This window comes from Paraclostridium sp. MRS3W1, assembly GCF_032465715.1.
Lineage (GTDB): Bacteria > Bacillota > Clostridia > Peptostreptococcales > Peptostreptococcaceae > Paraclostridium > Paraclostridium dentum.
In genome coordinates, this window is record NZ_JAWDJM010000024.1 from 22,299 (window position 1) to 41,862 (window position 19,564).

General features: G+C 27.0%; 20 protein-coding genes. 15 read left to right on the forward strand and 5 right to left on the reverse strand.

Translation table 11 applies throughout. The features are described 5' to 3' along the window. Positions 1-74 precede the first annotated feature (74 nt). Complete coding sequence (locus RWY47_RS01980) at positions 75-1,340, reverse strand: glycosyltransferase (protein ID WP_224170884.1); 1,266 nt, start codon at positions 1,338-1,340, stop codon at positions 75-77. Positions 1,341-1,350: 10 nt separating this feature from the next. After that, positions 1,351-1,959: a TetR/AcrR family transcriptional regulator gene (locus RWY47_RS01985; protein ID WP_224170885.1), complete on the reverse strand. Its 609-nt coding sequence runs from the start codon at positions 1,957-1,959 to the stop codon at positions 1,351-1,353. A gap of 421 nt (positions 1,960-2,380) precedes the next feature. Here RWY47_RS01985 and RWY47_RS01990 point away from each other — a divergent pair, with 421 nt between their 5' ends. From RWY47_RS01990 to dltC, 8 genes are all read left to right on the forward strand, one after another. Beyond that, positions 2,381-3,070, forward strand: coding sequence for a hypothetical protein (locus tag RWY47_RS01990; protein WP_224170886.1), 690 nt, complete (start codon positions 2,381-2,383; stop codon positions 3,068-3,070). 179 nt (positions 3,071-3,249) lie between these two features. Further along, the gene (locus tag RWY47_RS01995; RefSeq protein WP_224170887.1) at positions 3,250-3,783 is read left to right on the forward strand and encodes a hypothetical protein; all 534 of its coding nucleotides are present in this window, start codon (positions 3,250-3,252) and stop codon (positions 3,781-3,783) included. Between the two features lie 385 nt (positions 3,784-4,168). Beyond that, positions 4,169-5,146, forward strand: a complete 978-nt coding sequence (locus RWY47_RS02000; protein WP_224170888.1) for a DMT family transporter — start codon at positions 4,169-4,171, stop codon at positions 5,144-5,146. A gap of 296 nt (positions 5,147-5,442) precedes the next feature. Continuing rightward, positions 5,443-6,024, forward strand: coding sequence for an HD domain-containing protein (locus RWY47_RS02005; protein ID WP_224170889.1), 582 nt, complete (start codon positions 5,443-5,445; stop codon positions 6,022-6,024). Between the two features lie 396 nt (positions 6,025-6,420). After that, the gene (dltD, locus tag RWY47_RS02010; RefSeq protein WP_224170890.1) at positions 6,421-7,611 is read left to right on the forward strand and encodes a D-alanyl-lipoteichoic acid biosynthesis protein DltD; all 1,191 of its coding nucleotides are present in this window, start codon (positions 6,421-6,423) and stop codon (positions 7,609-7,611) included. A gap of 121 nt (positions 7,612-7,732) precedes the next feature. Next, positions 7,733-9,247, forward strand: a complete 1,515-nt coding sequence (locus tag RWY47_RS02015) for a D-alanine--poly(phosphoribitol) ligase (protein ID WP_224170891.1) — start codon at positions 7,733-7,735, stop codon at positions 9,245-9,247. Continuing rightward, entirely contained in the window at positions 9,247-10,395 is a 1,149-nt protein-coding gene (gene dltB, locus RWY47_RS02020; protein ID WP_224170892.1) for a D-alanyl-lipoteichoic acid biosynthesis protein DltB, read from the forward strand. The genes RWY47_RS02015 and dltB overlap by 1 nt, the downstream gene beginning before the upstream one ends. 17 nt (positions 10,396-10,412) lie before the next feature. Then, positions 10,413-10,643, forward strand: coding sequence for a D-alanine--poly(phosphoribitol) ligase subunit 2 (gene dltC / locus RWY47_RS02025; RefSeq protein WP_021428708.1), 231 nt, complete (start codon positions 10,413-10,415; stop codon positions 10,641-10,643). A 55-nt stretch (positions 10,644-10,698) separates the two neighbouring features. On the opposite strand, the gene RWY47_RS02030 is transcribed toward dltC, so the two are convergent. After that, positions 10,699-11,001, reverse strand: a complete 303-nt coding sequence (locus tag RWY47_RS02030) for a hypothetical protein (RefSeq protein ID WP_142730379.1) — start codon at positions 10,999-11,001, stop codon at positions 10,699-10,701. Between the two features lie 176 nt (positions 11,002-11,177). Here RWY47_RS02030 and murJ point away from each other — a divergent pair, with 176 nt between their 5' ends. The 4 genes from murJ (at position 11,178) to RWY47_RS02050 (ending at position 14,487) form a co-directional block, all read left to right on the forward strand. Continuing rightward, complete coding sequence (gene murJ, locus RWY47_RS02035; protein ID WP_035114198.1) at positions 11,178-12,725, forward strand: murein biosynthesis integral membrane protein MurJ; 1,548 nt, start codon at positions 11,178-11,180, stop codon at positions 12,723-12,725. Positions 12,726-12,897: 172 nt separating this feature from the next. Continuing rightward, entirely contained in the window at positions 12,898-13,509 is a 612-nt protein-coding gene (locus RWY47_RS02040; protein WP_168932042.1) for a DUF3786 domain-containing protein, read from the forward strand. Positions 13,510-13,584: 75 nt separating this feature from the next. Beyond that, the gene (locus tag RWY47_RS02045) at positions 13,585-13,707 is read left to right on the forward strand and encodes a hypothetical protein (protein ID WP_257438867.1); all 123 of its coding nucleotides are present in this window, start codon (positions 13,585-13,587) and stop codon (positions 13,705-13,707) included. A 222-nt stretch (positions 13,708-13,929) separates the two neighbouring features. Continuing rightward, positions 13,930-14,487, forward strand: a complete 558-nt coding sequence (locus RWY47_RS02050) for an NUDIX hydrolase (protein ID WP_150842234.1) — start codon at positions 13,930-13,932, stop codon at positions 14,485-14,487. A gap of 68 nt (positions 14,488-14,555) precedes the next feature. Here the strand turns inward: RWY47_RS02050 and RWY47_RS02055 are convergent, their stop codons facing one another. Beyond that, the gene (locus tag RWY47_RS02055; protein ID WP_168932036.1) at positions 14,556-15,293 is read right to left on the reverse strand and encodes a hypothetical protein; all 738 of its coding nucleotides are present in this window, start codon (positions 15,291-15,293) and stop codon (positions 14,556-14,558) included. A gap of 214 nt (positions 15,294-15,507) precedes the next feature. Between RWY47_RS02055 and RWY47_RS02060 the strand changes: the two genes are divergently transcribed. Next, positions 15,508-16,446, forward strand: a complete 939-nt coding sequence (locus tag RWY47_RS02060) for a dipeptidase (protein ID WP_150842235.1) — start codon at positions 15,508-15,510, stop codon at positions 16,444-16,446. Positions 16,447-16,492: 46 nt separating this feature from the next. On the opposite strand, the gene RWY47_RS02065 is transcribed toward RWY47_RS02060, so the two are convergent. Further along, on the reverse strand, positions 16,493-16,837 hold the full coding sequence (locus tag RWY47_RS02065; protein ID WP_168932033.1) for a hypothetical protein: 345 nt from the start codon (positions 16,835-16,837) through the stop codon (positions 16,493-16,495). A 235-nt stretch (positions 16,838-17,072) separates the two neighbouring features. Between RWY47_RS02065 and RWY47_RS02070 the strand changes: the two genes are divergently transcribed. Together RWY47_RS02070 and RWY47_RS02075 are read left to right on the forward strand one after the other, a co-directional pair. Then, positions 17,073-18,731: a sensor histidine kinase gene (locus RWY47_RS02070; RefSeq protein WP_150842236.1), complete on the forward strand. Its 1,659-nt coding sequence runs from the start codon at positions 17,073-17,075 to the stop codon at positions 18,729-18,731. Between the two features lie 12 nt (positions 18,732-18,743). Then, on the forward strand, positions 18,744-19,484 hold the full coding sequence (locus RWY47_RS02075) for a LytR/AlgR family response regulator transcription factor (protein WP_021428763.1): 741 nt from the start codon (positions 18,744-18,746) through the stop codon (positions 19,482-19,484). Positions 19,485-19,564: the final 80 nt, after the last annotated feature.

Sequence of the window (19,564 nt, forward strand, 5' to 3'; positions counted from 1 at the left end):
TTAGATTATATAAAAATATAAGGGCAAGAATACACACGATAAAGCATGTGTGTATACTTGCCTTTGTTTATTAGTTACTTTTTATAATTCAAGTAAACACTTTCTATATGCTTAATTAAGTTTTCATTTCCATTTTCACTATCTAATTTTTTCTTTATATTAATTGAACTTGATATATACTTGGGGTTATCCATTTCTATGAAAGATTCTGCTAATGAATTTACAGAAATAGTATTTTCATTTAAAGGTTTACTTGTATAGCCCAATACATATAATCTATTGGCCCAAAATGGTTGGTCTACAGAAAATGGCATTATTAATTGTGGTTTACCAGACTTCAATGCACTAGCCATAGTTCCAACTCCACCATGATGCATTATTCCTTTTGATAGTGGGAATAGCAAGTTGTGTGGGGCATAGGGTACAGCCAATATATTTTCTTCGTCTTTAAAACTCATTCCACTAATTCCAGTTAAGATAATGGCTCTATTATTAGTTTTATCTAAAGCTTTAAGCAGAATATCTTTAAATTTATCTGGATTTTTTAGAGGCATACTGCTAAATGAGATTACTATTGGATTACTACCTTTTGATATAAATTCTTCAATTTTCTCATCTAGTTTTTCTTCTTTATTTTCTAAGAAAACAAATCCAGGCAAATACACTTTGTTACCCCAAGTTTTTACATCCTCAAATAAATATTTACTTACAGGGTAAACAATTGGAATAGGTTTCTTATCAATATTATAAGCGTAGATTCCGCTTTTACGCTTAGGCATATTTAACATTTTTTCTCTAAAATCATTTATTTCTTTTATATTAGAAGCATCAGCGTATTTAAAAGGAATATAAGTTAACTTATTTATTTTTTTGCCTAAATTACTTTGTGAGGATACTACTAAATTAGGAAATTCTTCTATAGGATATATAAAAGGTACGGGTGAAATACATATACAAGGAATATTTAGCTTTAGAGCTATATCCTGTGCAGCAAAAGACTTAGGATGATATATTATTATGTCTGCATCTTTAGCACACTTATAGAATTGATCCATAGTTTTTCTATATGATGGGTTTACTTTTTCTTTAGCGTATTTCAAAGATTTTAGTATATGTTTTTTTCCATTGTTAAATATATCTTGACCTTCTTTTGTTTGTAGTAGTGCCATTAAGTCTAAGTCAGCTTTAGCAAATTCTATGTTATTATCTTCAATAAATGACTTAAAACTTTCACCAGTACAAATTACTACTTCATGATTATATTTTAAGGCTTCAACTCCAAGGGCTACATAAGGTTGTACATCACCACGACTTCCTAATGTAAAGATTGCAATTTTCATATTATCCTCCTTATTTATACACAGCTTCTTTAAGTAAAGAAGTCCAAAGTTTGTACTTTTCCATTATTTCATCAATTTCTATATTTTGATTCATTTTTAATTTGTTTTGTAAATATCCATCTAATATTAGAGATAGCATTTCTATAACTTTGTGTATATCTTCTTCATTTTTAAATTTACTTGTATCTATATTCTCTAGATACTCATAAATATTAAAGTTATGATAAGAAGTAACTTTATTTTTTACTATAGCTATTACTCTCTCGTCACTTGAGCAATAGGCAACTACAATAAAGTTTAATATATGAGGATATTTTGCTAGAAGTTTATATTTTTGTTCAATTATATATTCTAAAACTTCAAAAAAGTCTTCAGTTTTTCTACATATGTCTATATCAATAGTTGATGATATCATTTTCTGAGAATACTCAAATAAATAGGTGAAATAACTTAATTTATTTTTAAAATAGTAAAAAAGTAATCCCTTTGATATCCCTGCTTTACTAGTTATTAAATCTGTAGATGCTTTTTGAAATCCATAAATACTAAAAACTTCAATGCCAGAATTTATAATAGCAAGTGTTTTATCTTCATTTAATTTATTAAATAGTTCAGTCACATTTATCACCTCTATTATTGACCAATTTGGTTAATAACTTAGATTATAATCTTTTGACTATTTTTTTCAAGGCTGTATCATAAAAAGAATAAGCGTATGATTCACGCTAATTTAATCTCTTTATATCAAAATATACAAAATTTATAAATAGCAATTAGTAGGTAATTGAATGACTTTATAACCGAAATAGTGATATATATGATAGTAATGTAGATTTGTATGATGAAGATTTTTATTATCCTAAAATACAAGGGGATTATATAGGATTTTAATTTTTTTATTGCAAGCAAAAATCTACAAAGATATATTGTCAAACTACTAAATTTTACAAAAATCGACAGGACAAAAATGTATAATATATTGTGATGTTTATATTTAAATAAGCGAAATAGAATTAAATCGGAGTAAGAAAGGTAAAAGCATGAAATTAAGAAAAATAGTTTTAACATTAGTAGTAGCAGTACTTAGCATAGGGTTAATAGGTTGTTCAAAAGAGGAATCAGCTACATCTAGTCAATTGGAGGATACAAATTTAGAATTAGCTGAGAGTAATGATAATGAAACAGAAAAAGATTACACTAGCTATGAATCTTATGATAATTCAGAAGATGAACAAAGTACTGATGAACAATCTTCATTAAGTAGCAATAATGATACAAATACAACATTATCATCTAGTAATGATAGTAGTAATAATGATACAAATACATCATCATCTAGCAACAATAGTAGTAACTATGATAAAGGCGATAACGAGCATATAGGAGAGTATGTATATATAACAAATGGAAATAGTTATTATCACACTATATCTAATTGTAAGTACTTAGAAGGAGCGAGTACATCTTATGTAAAACTTACATCAGATATGAGAAAATTTGAGTGTAACTGTTGGGAAAATCCAGTGGAGTATAACCCACCATCAAGCTCGAGCAATGAGGGTAGTTCTAATGAAACATCTTCATCTAGTGGGAAAACTGTATATATAGCTAAAGGAAATAGCTATTATCACAATTCATCTAGTTGTAAGTTTTTAAATGGAGCAAGTGCTTATGGAGTAGACTTAAACGATGTTGGTGGTAAGCATGCTTGTAACTGTGTCAAATATTAAACTAATAAATTATCATGATGTTTATATATGTTACTTCAGAGAATAAATCAAGTCGACGATAGGGGTAAAATTCATGTATAAAATAGGAGATATAGTACAAATAAGGAAGTTTTAAATGTGTAAAAAATTTATTTGATTTAGTTTTGAGAAAAAAGATAAACATAAAGGGGGACATAATTATGAAAAAAATACTTGCATTAGCGATATGTATGTTATTAACCACAGGGTGTGCAGGAAGTAAAGAGACATCAAAAGAAGAGGATAAAACTCAAGATAAAACTCAAGCTTTAGTTGAAAAAAATAAATTAAAAGAAGAGTTAAAAAAAGAGTTAAAGCAGGAACAAGAAGAAGAAAACCAAGATAAACAAGAACCTAAGGAGCAAACTACAGAAATTAACACTTCGCCTAAGGTGGATGCTAGGCCTAAAAATGAATCTTTACATGGGTCTGTAAGTGAAGAAACAAAACAACAATGGTATGATAAATTATACGAAGCATCACACACTAATGATTTTGATGTAGCATACGATAAAGCAGATTATGTTTTAAATGAGGCTTGGAAATCTATTAAAGAAAACTCTAATAATTATACATATAAGCAACTTTTGGCAAAACAAAAAGAATGGATAGCAAACAAAGAAAGCATGTCATTTTACGATCAGGTTAATGAAACTATAAATAGATGCTATTATTTAATTGATACATATTTATAAAATTAGGTGAAGCTGAGCATATGGAATAAGTAGTTCTATCAGATTTTATAATTAAATACACAAATTAGAAAAGAAATAGATAAGCAAATGGCAAGAATGTAAATAATACATACTTGCCTATTTTTTTGTCAAAATACGTTTACTTGTGGAAATAGATTTAAGAAAATTATACTGAAAAATTAAGAATGATTAAGTCTTTTAGTATATTCCTTTTTAAAATTTAAACAAACTATAATTAATAAATATTCATATATAATATAATAAACCTAGTATTTTTTCATTAAAATGAAAAAAATTTACAGTGAAAAAAATGAAAGCTTTTAAATTATAAAAAATTAAGTTATAATAATTTGGAATTATAATTATATAGAATGGGGATAGTTAAATGAACTCACAAAGAAAAGGGATATTACTTGCTATAATAGGAGCAGTTATGTGGGGAATTATGGGGATTTTTGTAAGAGGGCTTTCGGCAGAAAATTTATCTTCATATGAGGTTTCCTTTGTACGATGCTTGTTAGCAGGAGGAGTTTTTTTATTGATAAAATCAATAAAAGAACCATCTATTTTAAAAATTGATTTTAAGGGACTTATTATTTGTTTTATTTATGGGGTTGTTGCTTATGCAGCAAGTTTTACTTTTTATGGGGTAGCAGTAGAAAGAACACCTGTAGCAGTTGCTACTGTATTAATGTTTATGAGCCCTATATGGGTTGCACTTTTAGGTGTGATAGTCTTTAAGGAAAAGTTAAATTTACAAACAGTTGTTACAATTGGAATTTGTATTTTTGGAGCAATATTAGTTGCAAACTTAACAGGAGCAAGTGGAACTAGCATGGATATGATTGGTATATTAGCAGGACTTGCAAATGGATTTGGCGTTGCACTACAAATTATGATTCCTAGATACTTTGCAGATAAATATGAAAGAGATACAATGCTTTTATATGGATTTTTAGGTGCAGCAATTGCTCTATTTTTTGTAACAGATTTTTCTTTTATAGCAAATAAGATTGCTTCAGGAAATATAAAATTAATATTTGATTTATTTGGAGTTGGTATATTATGTACAATGGTAGCTAACGTATGTTTTGTTAAATCAACTTTATATATAGATACTACTACATGTAGTATACTATCTGCTTTAGAAGTAGTTGTTGGTGCAATAGTCGGAATAATAATTTTTAAAGAAACTATGACAGGAATTCAAGTTTTAGGTGCAATTATAGTTGTATTAGCATCATTAGGCTCAACAGTTTTAGGCTATATCCAAAATGCAGCATCTGTGTTAGTTGGATATCTACCACCTACATTAGCAAATCGTATTCGTTTCAAGGAAAAAGCAACATCTGAAGAAAAATAATACATTTAAAAGCTGAGGATATTGAATAATAATTCAATATCTTTTTTTAAGGCCAATTTTATTGAAGTATTAATTAGAAGATATATATATCACTAAGCTTAGCGGATAATAGATTATTTATTAAAAAGGAATAATTTTATTTAATCCTTTGATTTATAAGGTTGTTGAAATGAGGATGGATTAAGAAATTATTGATAGAACTTAGTTCTCAGACTATAAACAGCAACTATGATATAATATTAAATATATTTTATATTAAGATACTTATAAATATAAGCTTGGGGGAGGCGGTTCGTATGAACACATCAACATTTTTAGAAATATTATCAGTAGCAGAAAAACTAAAATGCAACACTAGGCATTCATGGACATCAAGTGGACGCCATGAGAGTGTGGCGGAACATAGCTGGCGTATTGCATTAATGGCATTATTAATGAGAGATGAATTTCCAAATATTGATATGGATAAGGTAATTCGTATGTGTTTGATTCATGATTTAGGGGAGGCCTTTACTGGTGATATTCCAGCTTTTGACAAGAAGGAAGAAGATGGCAAAAAAGAGGATGAAATATTTTTACAATGGGTTGAAACTTTCCCTGCTCATTATAAAGAGGAATTTATAGAACTTTTAGCTGAAATGAATGAACGTAAAACAGAGGAAGCAAAGCTTTACAAAGCCTTAGATAACTTAGAAGCAGTGATTCAACATAACGAGGCTGATATCAGTACTTGGATTCCGTTAGAATACGATTTACAGTTTACTTACGGTTCGGATAAGGTGGAATTCTCACCATACTTAAAAGAATTAAAGAAAGAAATAGACAAAATAACTGCAGAAAAAATAGCTAAAAATAGTGAAGCGATTACAAATAAGTAAAGGATCATTAATAATTAATGATCCTTTACTTATTTGTAAGATTAAATATTGATAAATGATTAAATTAAGTAAATTTTACTAGTGCATTGATAAGTTGAATTTATTAATTTTAGAAAAATTACAATGTAATATATGAAAAAGTGAAATTATAAAATAAATTAAAAATATGTTTTATGATAAAGATTTTTTCAAAACTAGCTTAAATGAGTAAAAACGCAAGAAAATAGTTAAAAAATGGTATAAAATGGGAGATGACACAAAAAATTAACTGGAATTTATATAAAAAAAAGAATATAATGACAAAGTGTGACATTTGATTACAATATTGTTATTGAATATATTTAGGCAAAGTACTAATATATTTATAGATTATGAACATTTTAGAGGAGAGTAAGTATGAAAAAATTAATTTATTTCATTATACCATTAGTAGTGGGCGGTATATTTTTATTCGGACTAAATAAATTCCTTGATTCTAAAATTGACTACATGCTTGAAGAAAAAGATTTAAAACCAATAATGAACAATTCTTTAAGTAATATAAAAGATAAAGGCGTTATTGCTAATAACTATTTTTTACAGAAAAAAGATATAATGATGCTAGGATCATCAGAGTTAGGGCATTCAACAAAGCAACACCCTACTTATTATTTCAATACTAATAGAAGTAAAAATGGAGTTATTACGATCGGGAGAGCATATACTCAGAACTTACAAGATACTACTATTTTAGGTAGTTTTGATCCAAGTATAAAGGATAAAAAGGTTGTTTTATTAGTTTCAATGCAGTGGTTTATGGATAAAGAAGGGGTTACTTCTCATCACTATCAGACGAGATTTTCGCCAACTCAATTTTATGCATTTTTAAACAACCCAGATATTTCTAAGGAAAATAAGATTAAATTTGCAAATAGAGCAAGTAAATTATTAATTGGATCAGAAGAATACAAGTCTGAGGCTGTATATGCTAAGTTATATAGTTCTGATACACTTGTATCAAAAGTTGAAAAAGTGCTATTAGCACCTTATTTCGAGTTTAGAGAAGATACAGTAAAACTTAAAGAAAAAGGTATGTTATATGAAAGATTAGTGAATTTACCTGATAAAAAAGCTTTAGCACCTGGGAAGCCTATTAATTGGGACAAAGAAATGGACCAAGCTATAGTAGATGCTAAAAAAAGAGTAGGTAAAAACAATCTATGTATAGATAAAATATACTATAAAAAGAATTTTGGAAAGAACTTAGATAAAGTAAGAGGTAAATATAAGGATGTGAACCTTGTAGATTCAAAAGAGTTTGATGATTACCAACTTACTCTAGACGTGTGCAACGATTTAGGGATAAAACCTGTAATTGTGCTTATACCTGGAATGGATAAGTTTTACAATGTAACGGGTATATCAAAAGATGAAAGATATGAATTCTATAATAAAGCAGGTAATCTTGCAAAACAACATGGTTTTGATGTTATTGATTTAAGATCAAAAGAAAATGAAAAGTATTATTTACGTGATGTAATGCATCTTGGAACGAAAGGTTGGGTAGATGTTTGTGAAAAGTTATTTAAAGAATTTAACCAGCAATAAGTACTTAATGATGAGTATTTGTTTTACGATAATAATAATTGCAGCAATATTAATATTAACATTTACTCCATTTAAAGAATTGCCATTCATATACAATGAGTTTTAATGAGGAGGATTAGACATGAAAATTATTGAAGGTATAAAAAAGTATTCAAATACAGATAGAATAGCATTAAAATGCAATGACGAAAATCTTTCATACAAAGATTTAGATAAGTACTCAGAAGCTATTGCTTTATACTTAAAAGACATTTATGGAGATGAGGATACTCCTATAGTTATATATGGAAATAAAGAAAATAAGATAATGGCATGTATGATAGGGGCTTTAAAATCAGGAAGAGCTTATGTACCGTTAGATATAAGCTTCCCAATAGATAGAGTATTTGAAGTAACAAAAGAAGTTAAACCAAAGGTAGTTTTCAATTTTAGTGAAGAAACTAACTTTGGAGATTTAAATATTGTAAATGAAGAAAAACTTAATGAGATAATAAAAACTTATGAAGGTAAGTCAATATCTAAAGAAAACTGGGTAAAAGAAGATGAAAATGCATACATTTTATTTACATCAGGAAGTACAGGAAAGCCAAAAGGGGTACAAATAAGTTCGAATAACTTAGACAGCTTTGTTGATTGGATAAGTCCATACTTAAAAATTGATGGAAGTGAGAAAGTTATAATGAACCAAGCTGCATACTCATTTGATCTTTCAGTAACATCTATATATCCAGGATTAGTTCATGGTGCTACATTATTTTCTTTATCAAAGAAAGTTTTAGCAGATTACAAAGAATTGTTTAATCAATTTGGTAAGTCAGATATGGCTGTTTGGGTTTCTACTCCATCATTTGCAGGTGTTTGTGTAACAGAAAATAGTTTTAATAGTGAAATGTTACCAAAATTAGAGTCTATGATATTCATAGGTGAAGCTCTTCCAAAACCTTTAACTAAAGAGTTATTAGAGAGATTCCCAAACACTAGAGTTATAAATGGATATGGACCAACAGAAGCAACAGTAGGTGTCAGTGTAAATGATATGTCAGAAGAACTTATAAATGATGAAAAAAGTTTACCAGTTGGGTATCCTATGGAAAACTGTAAAATAAAAATATTAGATGAAAATGGAAATGAAGTTAAAGAAGGCGAAAAAGGTGAAATTATAATAATTGGGCCTTCTGTTTCAAAAGGTTATTTTAATAACAAGGAAAAAACTGATGAAGTATTCTTCTATGATGAAATTGATGGAATTAAATATAGAGCTTACAGAACAGGGGATATGGGATATCTATTAGGTGGAAATATTTACTACTGTGGAAGAAGAGATTTCCAAATAAAATTAAATGGATTTAGAATAGAAATTGAAGATATAGAGAGTAACTTAAGAAAAGTTGAAAATGTTAAAAATGCAATAGTTTTACCAGTTTATAAAAATGAAAAAATTGCTTACTTAAAGGGAATTGTAGAATTAAAAGAAAGTAATTCATTAAGTGATATAAAAAATGGAGTGGTAATAAAAAAAGAATTAGGTAAATATATCCCTTCATATATGATACCTAGAACTATAAAAATTATAGATGAGTTCCCTACAAATATTAATGGGAAAATAGATAGAAAGAAACTTATGGAGGAAAATTAATGACTTTTTCACAATATGGAGATTATTTTTATCTTTATATATTACTATTAACAGCAATACCAGCAGTGATTTTAGGTTTAAGAGAAAAAAATATAAAGTATTATGGTATGATAGCAACTGCATTCATGATACTTTTAATAGTTGGTGTAAATGTTAGACTTTCATTTTTAATAGCATTTATGGCGTTAGAAATAATAGTAGTTAAAGGATATGAATATGTAAGAAAAAAAACGGATAGCAAATTGGTTTATAGACTATTTTTGCTAGCTTCTATGTCTCCTATTATAATAAATAAAATTTCGCCGCTTACATCATTTGGAGCAATAGGGTTTATAGGTATATCATACCTAAACTTTAGAACTATACAAATGGTAATTGAAATTTATGATGGAGCAATTAAAGAAGTTAAAATTTCAACAATGCTTTATTTTGTATTGTTTTTCCCAACATTAAGTTCTGGGCCGATCGATAGATCAAGAAGATTTGAAAAAGACTTAGAAAAGAAGATACCTAAAGAGGAATATATAGATGATTATTTAATACCAGGTATTAAAAAGATATTCATGGGTGTTGGATATAAATTTGTAATAGCATTTTTAGTAAACACATATTGGATGTCAAAAATACCTTCAGAAATAAACTTTGTAAATGCTATGAGTTATATGTATGCATATAGCTTATATTTATTCTTTGACTTTGGAGGATATAGTTTATTTGCTGTAGGAACAAGTTATATATTTGGTATAAAAGCACCAGATAACTTCGATAAGCCATTTTTAAGTAAGGATATGAAAGAATTCTGGACAAGATGGCATATAAGTCTTTCAAGATGGTTTGGGGATTACATTTTCTCTAGATTTGTAATTGCATCTATGAGAAAGAAAAGATTTAAGAAAAGAGCTACAGCATCGCATGTTGCACAAATGATTACAATGATAACTATGGGATTTTGGCATGGCTTAACATGGTTTTACATTGTGTACGGGATATACCAAGGGGTAGTGCTTGTACTTACAGATATGTATCAAAAGAAATCAAAGTTTTACAAACAACATAAAAAAGATAAGTGGTTTGAGATTGTACAAATTGTTATAACATTCCATATAGCATGTTTTGGATTGTTAATTTTCTCAGGTTACTTTGCTTAATTTAAGGAGGATATAAAATGCAAGAGACAGTTATAGGAATTTTTGAAGATGTTTTAGGATGTGACGAAATAAGAGAGGATTTAAATTTAAATTTATTTGAAGCAGAACTTTTAGATTCATTAGCTATAATAGAAGTTTTACTTGAAATTGAAGAAAGATTAGGAATAACACTTCAACCAACAGATTTAGAAAGAAGTGACATGGCAACAGTAAATAACTTAGTTAAGTTCTTAGAAGGTAGAAAATAATAAAATTTGATAATAAATAAAATTAAGGAGGAAATTTATTTCCTCCTTGGTTTATTTATAAAACATCGATATAATCCATATATTCAACTATATCATTATAAATTTCAAATACAGGACTTATATTTTTCATAGTATTATCAAAGTACAATTTTATAACATCGTCAGTTTTATAAAGAACTAAATCTTTATTATCTTGATTTGCAAAAGATATAGTTTTTTCACTGTTATACTCATCAACATCAATAGTTTTTACAACACAATTATGTTTGCTTATTTTTGTAGCAATGTTGAAAAGTAAATCATCAGTGCAGTTTTCTAGTCTTAAAACTAGACAATGATATGTAGTTTTAAAATTCATGGGAACCTCCTTGAATAAAGTCAAAATTTGGCATATTATAATGCCATATAAAAATTTTAACACATTTATATAAAAAAACAAATTTGCAAAATATAAAAATAAATATATAATATATAAAATAGACTAGTTAAGGAAATAATTAAATTAAACTTAAGATTCAGAGGAGACGAAGTTTTATGTCAAAAGTAGCAAAAGCAGCTGTCGGTTTAATGGCTGCAACATTAATAGCCAAGATACTAGGATTTGGTCGTGAACTAGCACTAGCATCAGCGTATGGAGCATCAGGTACTAGTGATGCATTCTTAGTAGCTATGAATATACCTGCAGTTATATTCTCGGCAATAGGAACATCTTTAGGGACTGCATTTATACCTCTATATTGTGACTTAGAGGCTAAACAAGGAAAAAAAGCTTCACTTAGATTTTCGAATAACGTACTTAATATAGTTGTTTTGTTATGTTTAATAACTTCTTTAGTAGGAGTTGTTTTTACAGAACCAATTGTTAAGTTGTTTGCGGTTGGATTTAAAGGAGAAACATTAACTCAAGCTATATATTTTACAAGAGTACTAATTCTTGGAATGGCATTTTTAGGAATGAGTTACATAATGATGGCATTTTTACAAGTTAAAGAAAACTTTGTAATACCAGGGCTTATGTCTGTACCATATAATATGCTTATTATAATTTCTATATTTTTAAGTGTAACAATTAATCCAAACTTATTACCTTGGGGTACTTTAATTGGATTATCTTTACAATTTATATTCCAATATCCATTTGCTCGTAAAAAAGGATTTAAGTACAGACCATATATAAATTTAAAAGATGAATACTTAAAGAGAATGTTATGGCTAATAGGACCTGTTTTAATAGGTGTAGCGGTAACTCAAGTTAATAGTATAGTAGATAGAACAATAGCTTCTACATTGGTAGAAGGAAGTATTTCTGCGCTTAATTATGCAACAAAATTAAATCAGTTTGTAATGGGTATGTTTATAGTCTCTATATCTTCGGTTATATACCCAATGCTTTCTAAATTATCTACAGAGAATAATAAGAAGAAATTTAAAGAATCAATAGTAACAGCTATAAACGTAGTTACATTAATAATAATACCTATTTCTGTAGGCGCTATAATACTTGCTGAGCCTATAGTTAAATTATTATTCCAAAGAGGCGAGTTTGATGCTAGAGCTACACAAATGACAGCTATAGCACTTATATTCTATTCAATTGGTATGTTAGGATTTGGACTAAGAGATATTTTAGGAAAAATATTCTATTCATTACAAGATACTAAAACACCAATGATAAATGGTATTATTGCAATGGTATTAAATATTGTATTAAACTTAGCTTTTGTAAAATACACTAATATGGGATTAGGTGGACTTGCATTTGCTACAAGTATTTCTTCTTTAGTAACTATAGCCTTATTATCTGTAAGTTTAAGAAGAAAAATAGGTGCGTTCGGTGGTAAGAAAATTATCTCAGTTCTTATAAAGTCCATAATAGCTGCACTTTTAATGGCGCTTGTAACTAAATTTACGTATAATGCTATAGATGCATTTTTAAGTGCTGGATTTATACAAGATGCAATTAAATTAGCTATATCTGTAGGATTAGGTGCTATAGTATATGCAGTTTCAATAATTGTATTAAGAGTAGATGAAGTTAAATTAATATTTAAAATGATAAATAAAAAAGTAAAACGTAAATAAATAAAATATAGAGAAAAAAAGCTACAGATTAATCTGTAGCTTTTTTGTTTTAAAATTATTAATATATATAATGGTTAGAAAATAAAGTTTATTTAACAATAAAAAGGGAATATATGTTAACTTGTAGAAATATAATATAAAGTAAGAAAAAATAAAATAAATAGGTGATGTAATGAGCAATAAATTAAATGAAGGTAATTATGAACTTGTTTTAAAACATACAATAAAAAACTTTCAACAATCCAATATTGATCAAATATTACAAATGTCAAATTCTACATACAATCATGATGAGAAATATTTCAAAATTAAATTCCTAAACACATTTTTAAAAGTACAATATCCATCTGGAAAAATCTTAACAGAATCTAATGAAATTATAACTGACACAGCTACAAATATATTAATATTAAGGTTTTTAACTAATGCAAAGGGAATAAAAGAAACTAAAAAATACTTAACTTACAAAGAAATTGAAGGTGGATATGTTTATTATCCAAATTTTAAATCAAGAACTATTAAGAAATTAATTGATAGTTATGGTAAGGAAATAGAAAGATTTAAATTACATATGGAAAACATAGGGGCTGAAAAATTAGAAATAGGGGATATTTCATATAAGGTAAGATTTATAAATGATACTTATGTTGTATTTGTGTTATGGGAAGGCGATGAGGAGTTAGAGCCATCTGGAAATATATTATTTGACTCTAATATAAGCTATTATTTTAATGCTGAGGATTTAGCGGTTGTTCCAGAGATAATATTACTAAATTTAAAATAAATATTGAATTAGAATGTCATAAATTGTTAATTATCATAATATATACTATTAATAGATTAGAGGGGGTACCTAATTATGAATATATCTGGAAGTATAAGAAGTGTGAAGAAAAAACAAAGTAAATTATACACATTGCTTGCAATAGCTGATGTATTAGTACTAGCTGCTTCATTTGGAATTATAATGATAAATTATTAGAAGTAAAGGGCTGTTTCATTTGAGACAGCTTTTTTACGCTTAAATAAATTATGATTGCTAAAAATCTTCAAATAACCCATTAAACTTATATATATCAAAATTATATGTTTTGAGCGTAAAAAAGCCTTTGAGCAACGGACGAAGTCGTTGGGGAAATGAGTGGAGCGAATTTTTTTCATTTATATTATAATGGTATATATAATAAAAACTTGGGAGGATACGATGGAATATATAGAGCAAATAAAAAACTATAAACCTATAAATGAACAGGAAAAAAATGATAGAGAATTAATATTAGAGTGTATAGAAAAGTACGACGATATATTAACTAGAGATAATAAGATTTGTCATATAACAAGTTCAGGGTTTATTATTAATAAAAATAGAGATAAAGTACTTATGATACATCACAATATATACAACTCATGGGGATGGACAGGTGGTCATGCAGATGGAGATAGTGATTTATTAAATGTAGCTATAAAAGAGGCTAAAGAAGAAACTGGAATTAAAAGTGTTAAACCGATAACTGATGAAATTTGTTCGATAGAAATTTTAACAGTTAATTCTCATATAAAGAGAGGAAATTTTGTATCAGCACATTTGCATTTATCCGTAGCTTATATTTTAGAAGCTGATGAAAATGAAGAGCTTTTTATTAAGGAAGATGAAAATAGTGGAGTAAGATGGATACCAATAGATGAAATTGAGGACAATGTAAATGAGGAGCATATGATAAGTATTTACAATAAACTTATACAAAAAGCTAAAAATATTTAAAAAATTAAGCTATGATAGAACTTAGCTATTTGAAAATAAGTTCTATCATAGCTTTTTTATTTTAAGACTTAAGATGTTAGTCTATAGTTATTTTTACATGATTCTAACATTTTTTCTAATTTAATTTTTGGATCTTTATTATTATGACGAGGATTTGAAGCTTGCTTTAAATAATTTTTATATTCTTTAGATTCTTTTTTGAAAAATTTGTATATAGAAAGATTAAATAGATTTTCATTTTCTTTGAAATTAATATAGTTTAGATAAGAGTTTTTGATATCATGATTAGAGCTTAATAAATTATATATTTTAGATTTTATTATATCTAAATTGTTTATTAGATTTTCTGTATTTATATCGAGTTCATTGTTAACAAATGAACAGTTTTTAGAGCTATTAGTGAGAATAGATAATACATCATACTGAGCTAATTTTATTTCTTTTACAAAATAATTATATAAGAAGAATAAATCTCCGAGTTCTTTTTCAAGTTTAAATTCTCCTTGCGAAATTAATTTAATTGACTTTAATTCTTTATCTGATGATACAGTAAGCTGCGTTCCATTATTAAAAACTATGGTATTAGGAAATGAAATATCTTCAAAATCAATGGGACCAACTAAAATTTTATCTTTAACTTTAAAAAAACTTTCTCCTTGATATATTATAAAATCATTACCATAATTGTAATAAATAGTCTTGGTTGGAACTATATCACCAAATTTAAACTCATTTAACTTATCATAAGATTTTATTAAATTACCACTATTGCCTAGTATTGGATAATAGAAACATTCAAATAACATATAAATCCTCCTATTTTTATATTATAATTTGTTAAAAAATTATTTATCTTATACTTTAAATATAGCTAAAGCTCCTATATATAGCAACTATAATATTAAAAGAAAATAAGATTAAAAACATCAATCATTGACATTTATATTTATTATAGATATTTAAAGGAACTAAACCTATAATATTAGTATATGAATAAAATAATATTTGGGGGTATTTTAAGTGAAATTTATAGATTTACATTGCGATACGATAGATTTATTAATGTTAGGAAAAGGTGGAAGTAATTTAAGTCAAAATGAACACTGCATAGATATAAAAAAACTAAAAGAAGGTAACTGTTTGGCTCAGACATTTGCATTATATGTTGATATTGATGAACATAAAAATGCATATAAGCACTGCATGAATATGGCAAATAAATTCCATGAAGAGATAAAATTAAATAATGAATTTATAGGCTTAGCTACTAACTATACAGAAATAATAAAAAATGAAAAAGAAGGTAAAATTAGCGCACTTTTAGCAATAGAGGAAGGTGCTGTTCTAGAGGGCGATATAAAAAATTTGAAAAAATTCTATGATCTTGGAGTTAGAATGATTACATTAACATGGAACCATGAGAATGAAATTGGGTACCCACATATAAAGCCAGAAAATGCAACTAAGGGACTAAAACCATTTGGAATTGAAGTTGTTGAAAATATGAATGATTTAGGGATGATTGTAGATGTATCACATTTATCTGATGCAGGTTTTTATGATGTAGCAAAGATATCTAAAAAACCATTTATTGCAACTCACTCAAATTCAAGAGAAATGACTAAACATAGTAGAAACTTAACTGATGAAATGATTAAGATATTAGCAAATGCAGGAGGTGTAACTGGAATAAACTTCTGTAGTGCATTTATAGGTGAAACTCCTATGACTATGATACGTGATATGGTAAGACATATAAAACATATGAGAAATGTAGGGGGAATAGATGTAATAGCACTTGGTTCAGATTTTGATGGAATAGAGTCTCCTGTTGAAATTAAAAATTCAAGTGAAATGAATAAGCTTGCAATACAGTTAGAAAAAGAAGGTTTTAAAGTTGATGAGATAGAAAAGATTTTTTATAAAAATGCACTTAGAGTAATTAAAGATGTAATGTAAAAAACAGGCTCATTCTATTTAATAGAATGAGCCTGTTTTTGAGTGTCTATTTTATTAACTCTAAATATCCACTTGGGTGGAAATAGTAAATATGACTAGTATCTTGGTCAACGAAATATCCCATATCAGATTCCACATCTGGTAAGAATACGTATCCTCTTAAACCTTTATCTTGTAAAGCTTTAAAATTATCTGAAGTTCCTTGGAATATGTAATTTACTTTGTCATTATTATTTATTAAAAGCTGTTGTGCATCAGCTTGAGTTAATGTATGTTGTTTTTGAACAGTTGCTTGATTATTATTTTCTTGAGCAAAAGTTATTTCATGAGTAGGATTTACTAAAAATAGTCCTCCAACTAATATTGATAAAACTAAGATTGATTTTTTCATATGTAAAACCCCTTTTCTTTATATAATATTTATTTAAGTATAATTGCTTATGTCTTTCTATATTTAAATATTACCATAGAAAAAATATAGATAACAGTTACACCGTTGTTACTTACGGTTACGAAATTGTAATTAAAAATGTGTTTAAAATATAAGTTAATAAATGTGAATATATACTCTTTTTAATTCCTATTATATAATTAGTATGTATGAAATTTTATTGAGAGAGGTTTTTATGGCAGGAGAAGGAATCGTACTTAATTTACTAGAGAAAACTAGTTTTCTAATAGTGATTTTAATTTTAATGAGTAAAATTAAAATCTTAAAGAATATATTAAAAAGTGAGCAAAATAATAAAAGAAATTTAATTATAATTTCAGGTGTATTTAGCTTTCTTGCTATTGTAGGAACGTACCTTGGAATAGATGTGGATGGCTCTATGGCAAATGTACGAAATATTGCGATAGTTTCAGGAGGAATGTTGTTTGGACCTATAGTAGGGGTTACAGCAGGCATTATTGCAGGAGTTCATAGATTTTTAATTGATATAAATGGGATAACAGCAATACCTTGCTTTTTAACGAGTGTGTTGGCAGGTGTTTTATCAGGATATTTATGCAATAGAGTAGATAGTGATAAAAAATGGGTGGTTGGAATAATATGCGGAATGTTTGTTGAAAGCATGAGTATGGAAATTATTTTAATATTATCAAGACCTTATGATATAGCAGTGTCTATTGTAAGGCACATATATATACCTATGATGATAGGGCAAGTTGGAATAGGTTTTTTAATATCTATTTTACAGAGTTTAAGAAGAGAAAAAGAAGAAATTGCAGCTCAACAAGCAAAGTTATCACTTGATATAGCAAACAAAACACTTCCATACTTTAGGAATATGAATAAAAACTCATTAAATAAAGTTTGTGAAATAATAAAAAATGATATAGATGCTGATGCTGTATCGATTACAGATAGGAAGGTTGTATTATCTTATGTTGGAATAGGAGAAGATTATTTTAAAAATAACAATAAGACTTTAAGCAATATAACTAAAGAATGTATTATTAAAGGTGAAATTATATATATAAAAGAAGAACAAGAAGAATATTTAGTTGATAAAAAAACTCCTTTAAAAACAGCTATGATAATTCCCTTGAAAGAAAATGATGAAACTGTAGGAACATTAAAAATATACTACTCAAAGCAACGTGAAATAACAGAATCTAGACAAGCATTAGCTATTGGATTATCTCAAATGATATCTACATTGATGGAAATATCTAAGGTTGAGCAAATGAAAGAGGCCGCAAATAAAGCTGAAATAAAGGCATTACAAACTCAAATAAACCCACATTTTTTATTTAATGCATTAAATACAATAACTTCATTTATACGAATAAATCCAGATATAGCTAGAAATTTAATTATAAATTTAGCTACTTTTCTAAGATATAATTTAGAGTTTAGTGACACAACTATAGATATAAAAAAAGAGTTAGAGCAAGTGAAAGCATATGTTGAAATTGAAAAAGCAAGATTTGGAGATAAGTTAAATGTAATTTATGATATAGATGAAGATGTTAATATAAAAATACCGAGTTTAATAATTCAACCATTAGTTGAAAATGCAATTATACATGGAATAAGAGCTAATGGAGGTCATGGAACTGTTAAAATTAGTGTTAAAAATAAAACTAATAAAATATATATAAGTGTAGAAAACGATGGAGTAACTATAGATAAAGATATAATAAAAAAAGTTAAAAATGGAAATATGCCAGAAAATAAAATTGGACTTTATAATGTACATTTAAGAATGAAACTTATGTATGGTAAAGGCTTAAGTATAAAAAGACTAAATCCAGGTACAAAAATAGAATTTTCAATATAGGAGGATTTACTAATGAAGTGTATTATCGTAGAAGATGAATTTCCAGCAAGAGAAGAACTAAAATATTTTATTAAAAATCATAGTAATATTGAAATTGTAAGTGAATTTGATAATGGAATAGATGTTTTAAAGTTTATACAAGAAAATAGCATAGATGTTATATTTTTAGATATAAACATACCTATGTTAGATGGTATATTGCTAGCTAAAACTATAAATAAATTTAAGTACAAGCCTAAAATTGTATTTATAACAGCTTATAAAGAGCATGCAGTGGAGGCATTTGAATTAGAAGCATTTGATTATGTGTTAAAGCCTTATTCGGATCAGAGAATAATAAATACATTAAATAAACTAAAAGACTGTGAAGAAAATGAAAAGGTTTTAAAAAGAGAACAAAATTTAGAAGAAAAAAGCGATGTGCAAGATACAATAACGATGTGGAAAAATGATAAAATTATAGTTTTAAAATTTGATGATATATATTACTGCGAAGCAAACGAAAGAGAAACAATAGTTTATACAAAAGAAAATGAATATATAGTTAAAAGCTCTATTTCTGAGTTTTTCAAAAGTTTACCAAGTAATCAGTTTTTTAAAACACATAGATCTTATATTGTTAATATAAATAAAATAAAAGAAATTATACCGTGGTTTAATAGTACATACATACTGAAGTTAAATGATATAAAAAAAGAAATTCCAGTTAGTAGAAGCAATATAAAAGAATTTAGAAATACTATGCATATATAAGAGGTACTAAAGAAATTTAGTACCTTTTTTATGTATAAAATTATATCTAAAATTTATGGAAAATATTCCGAAAAAAGAAA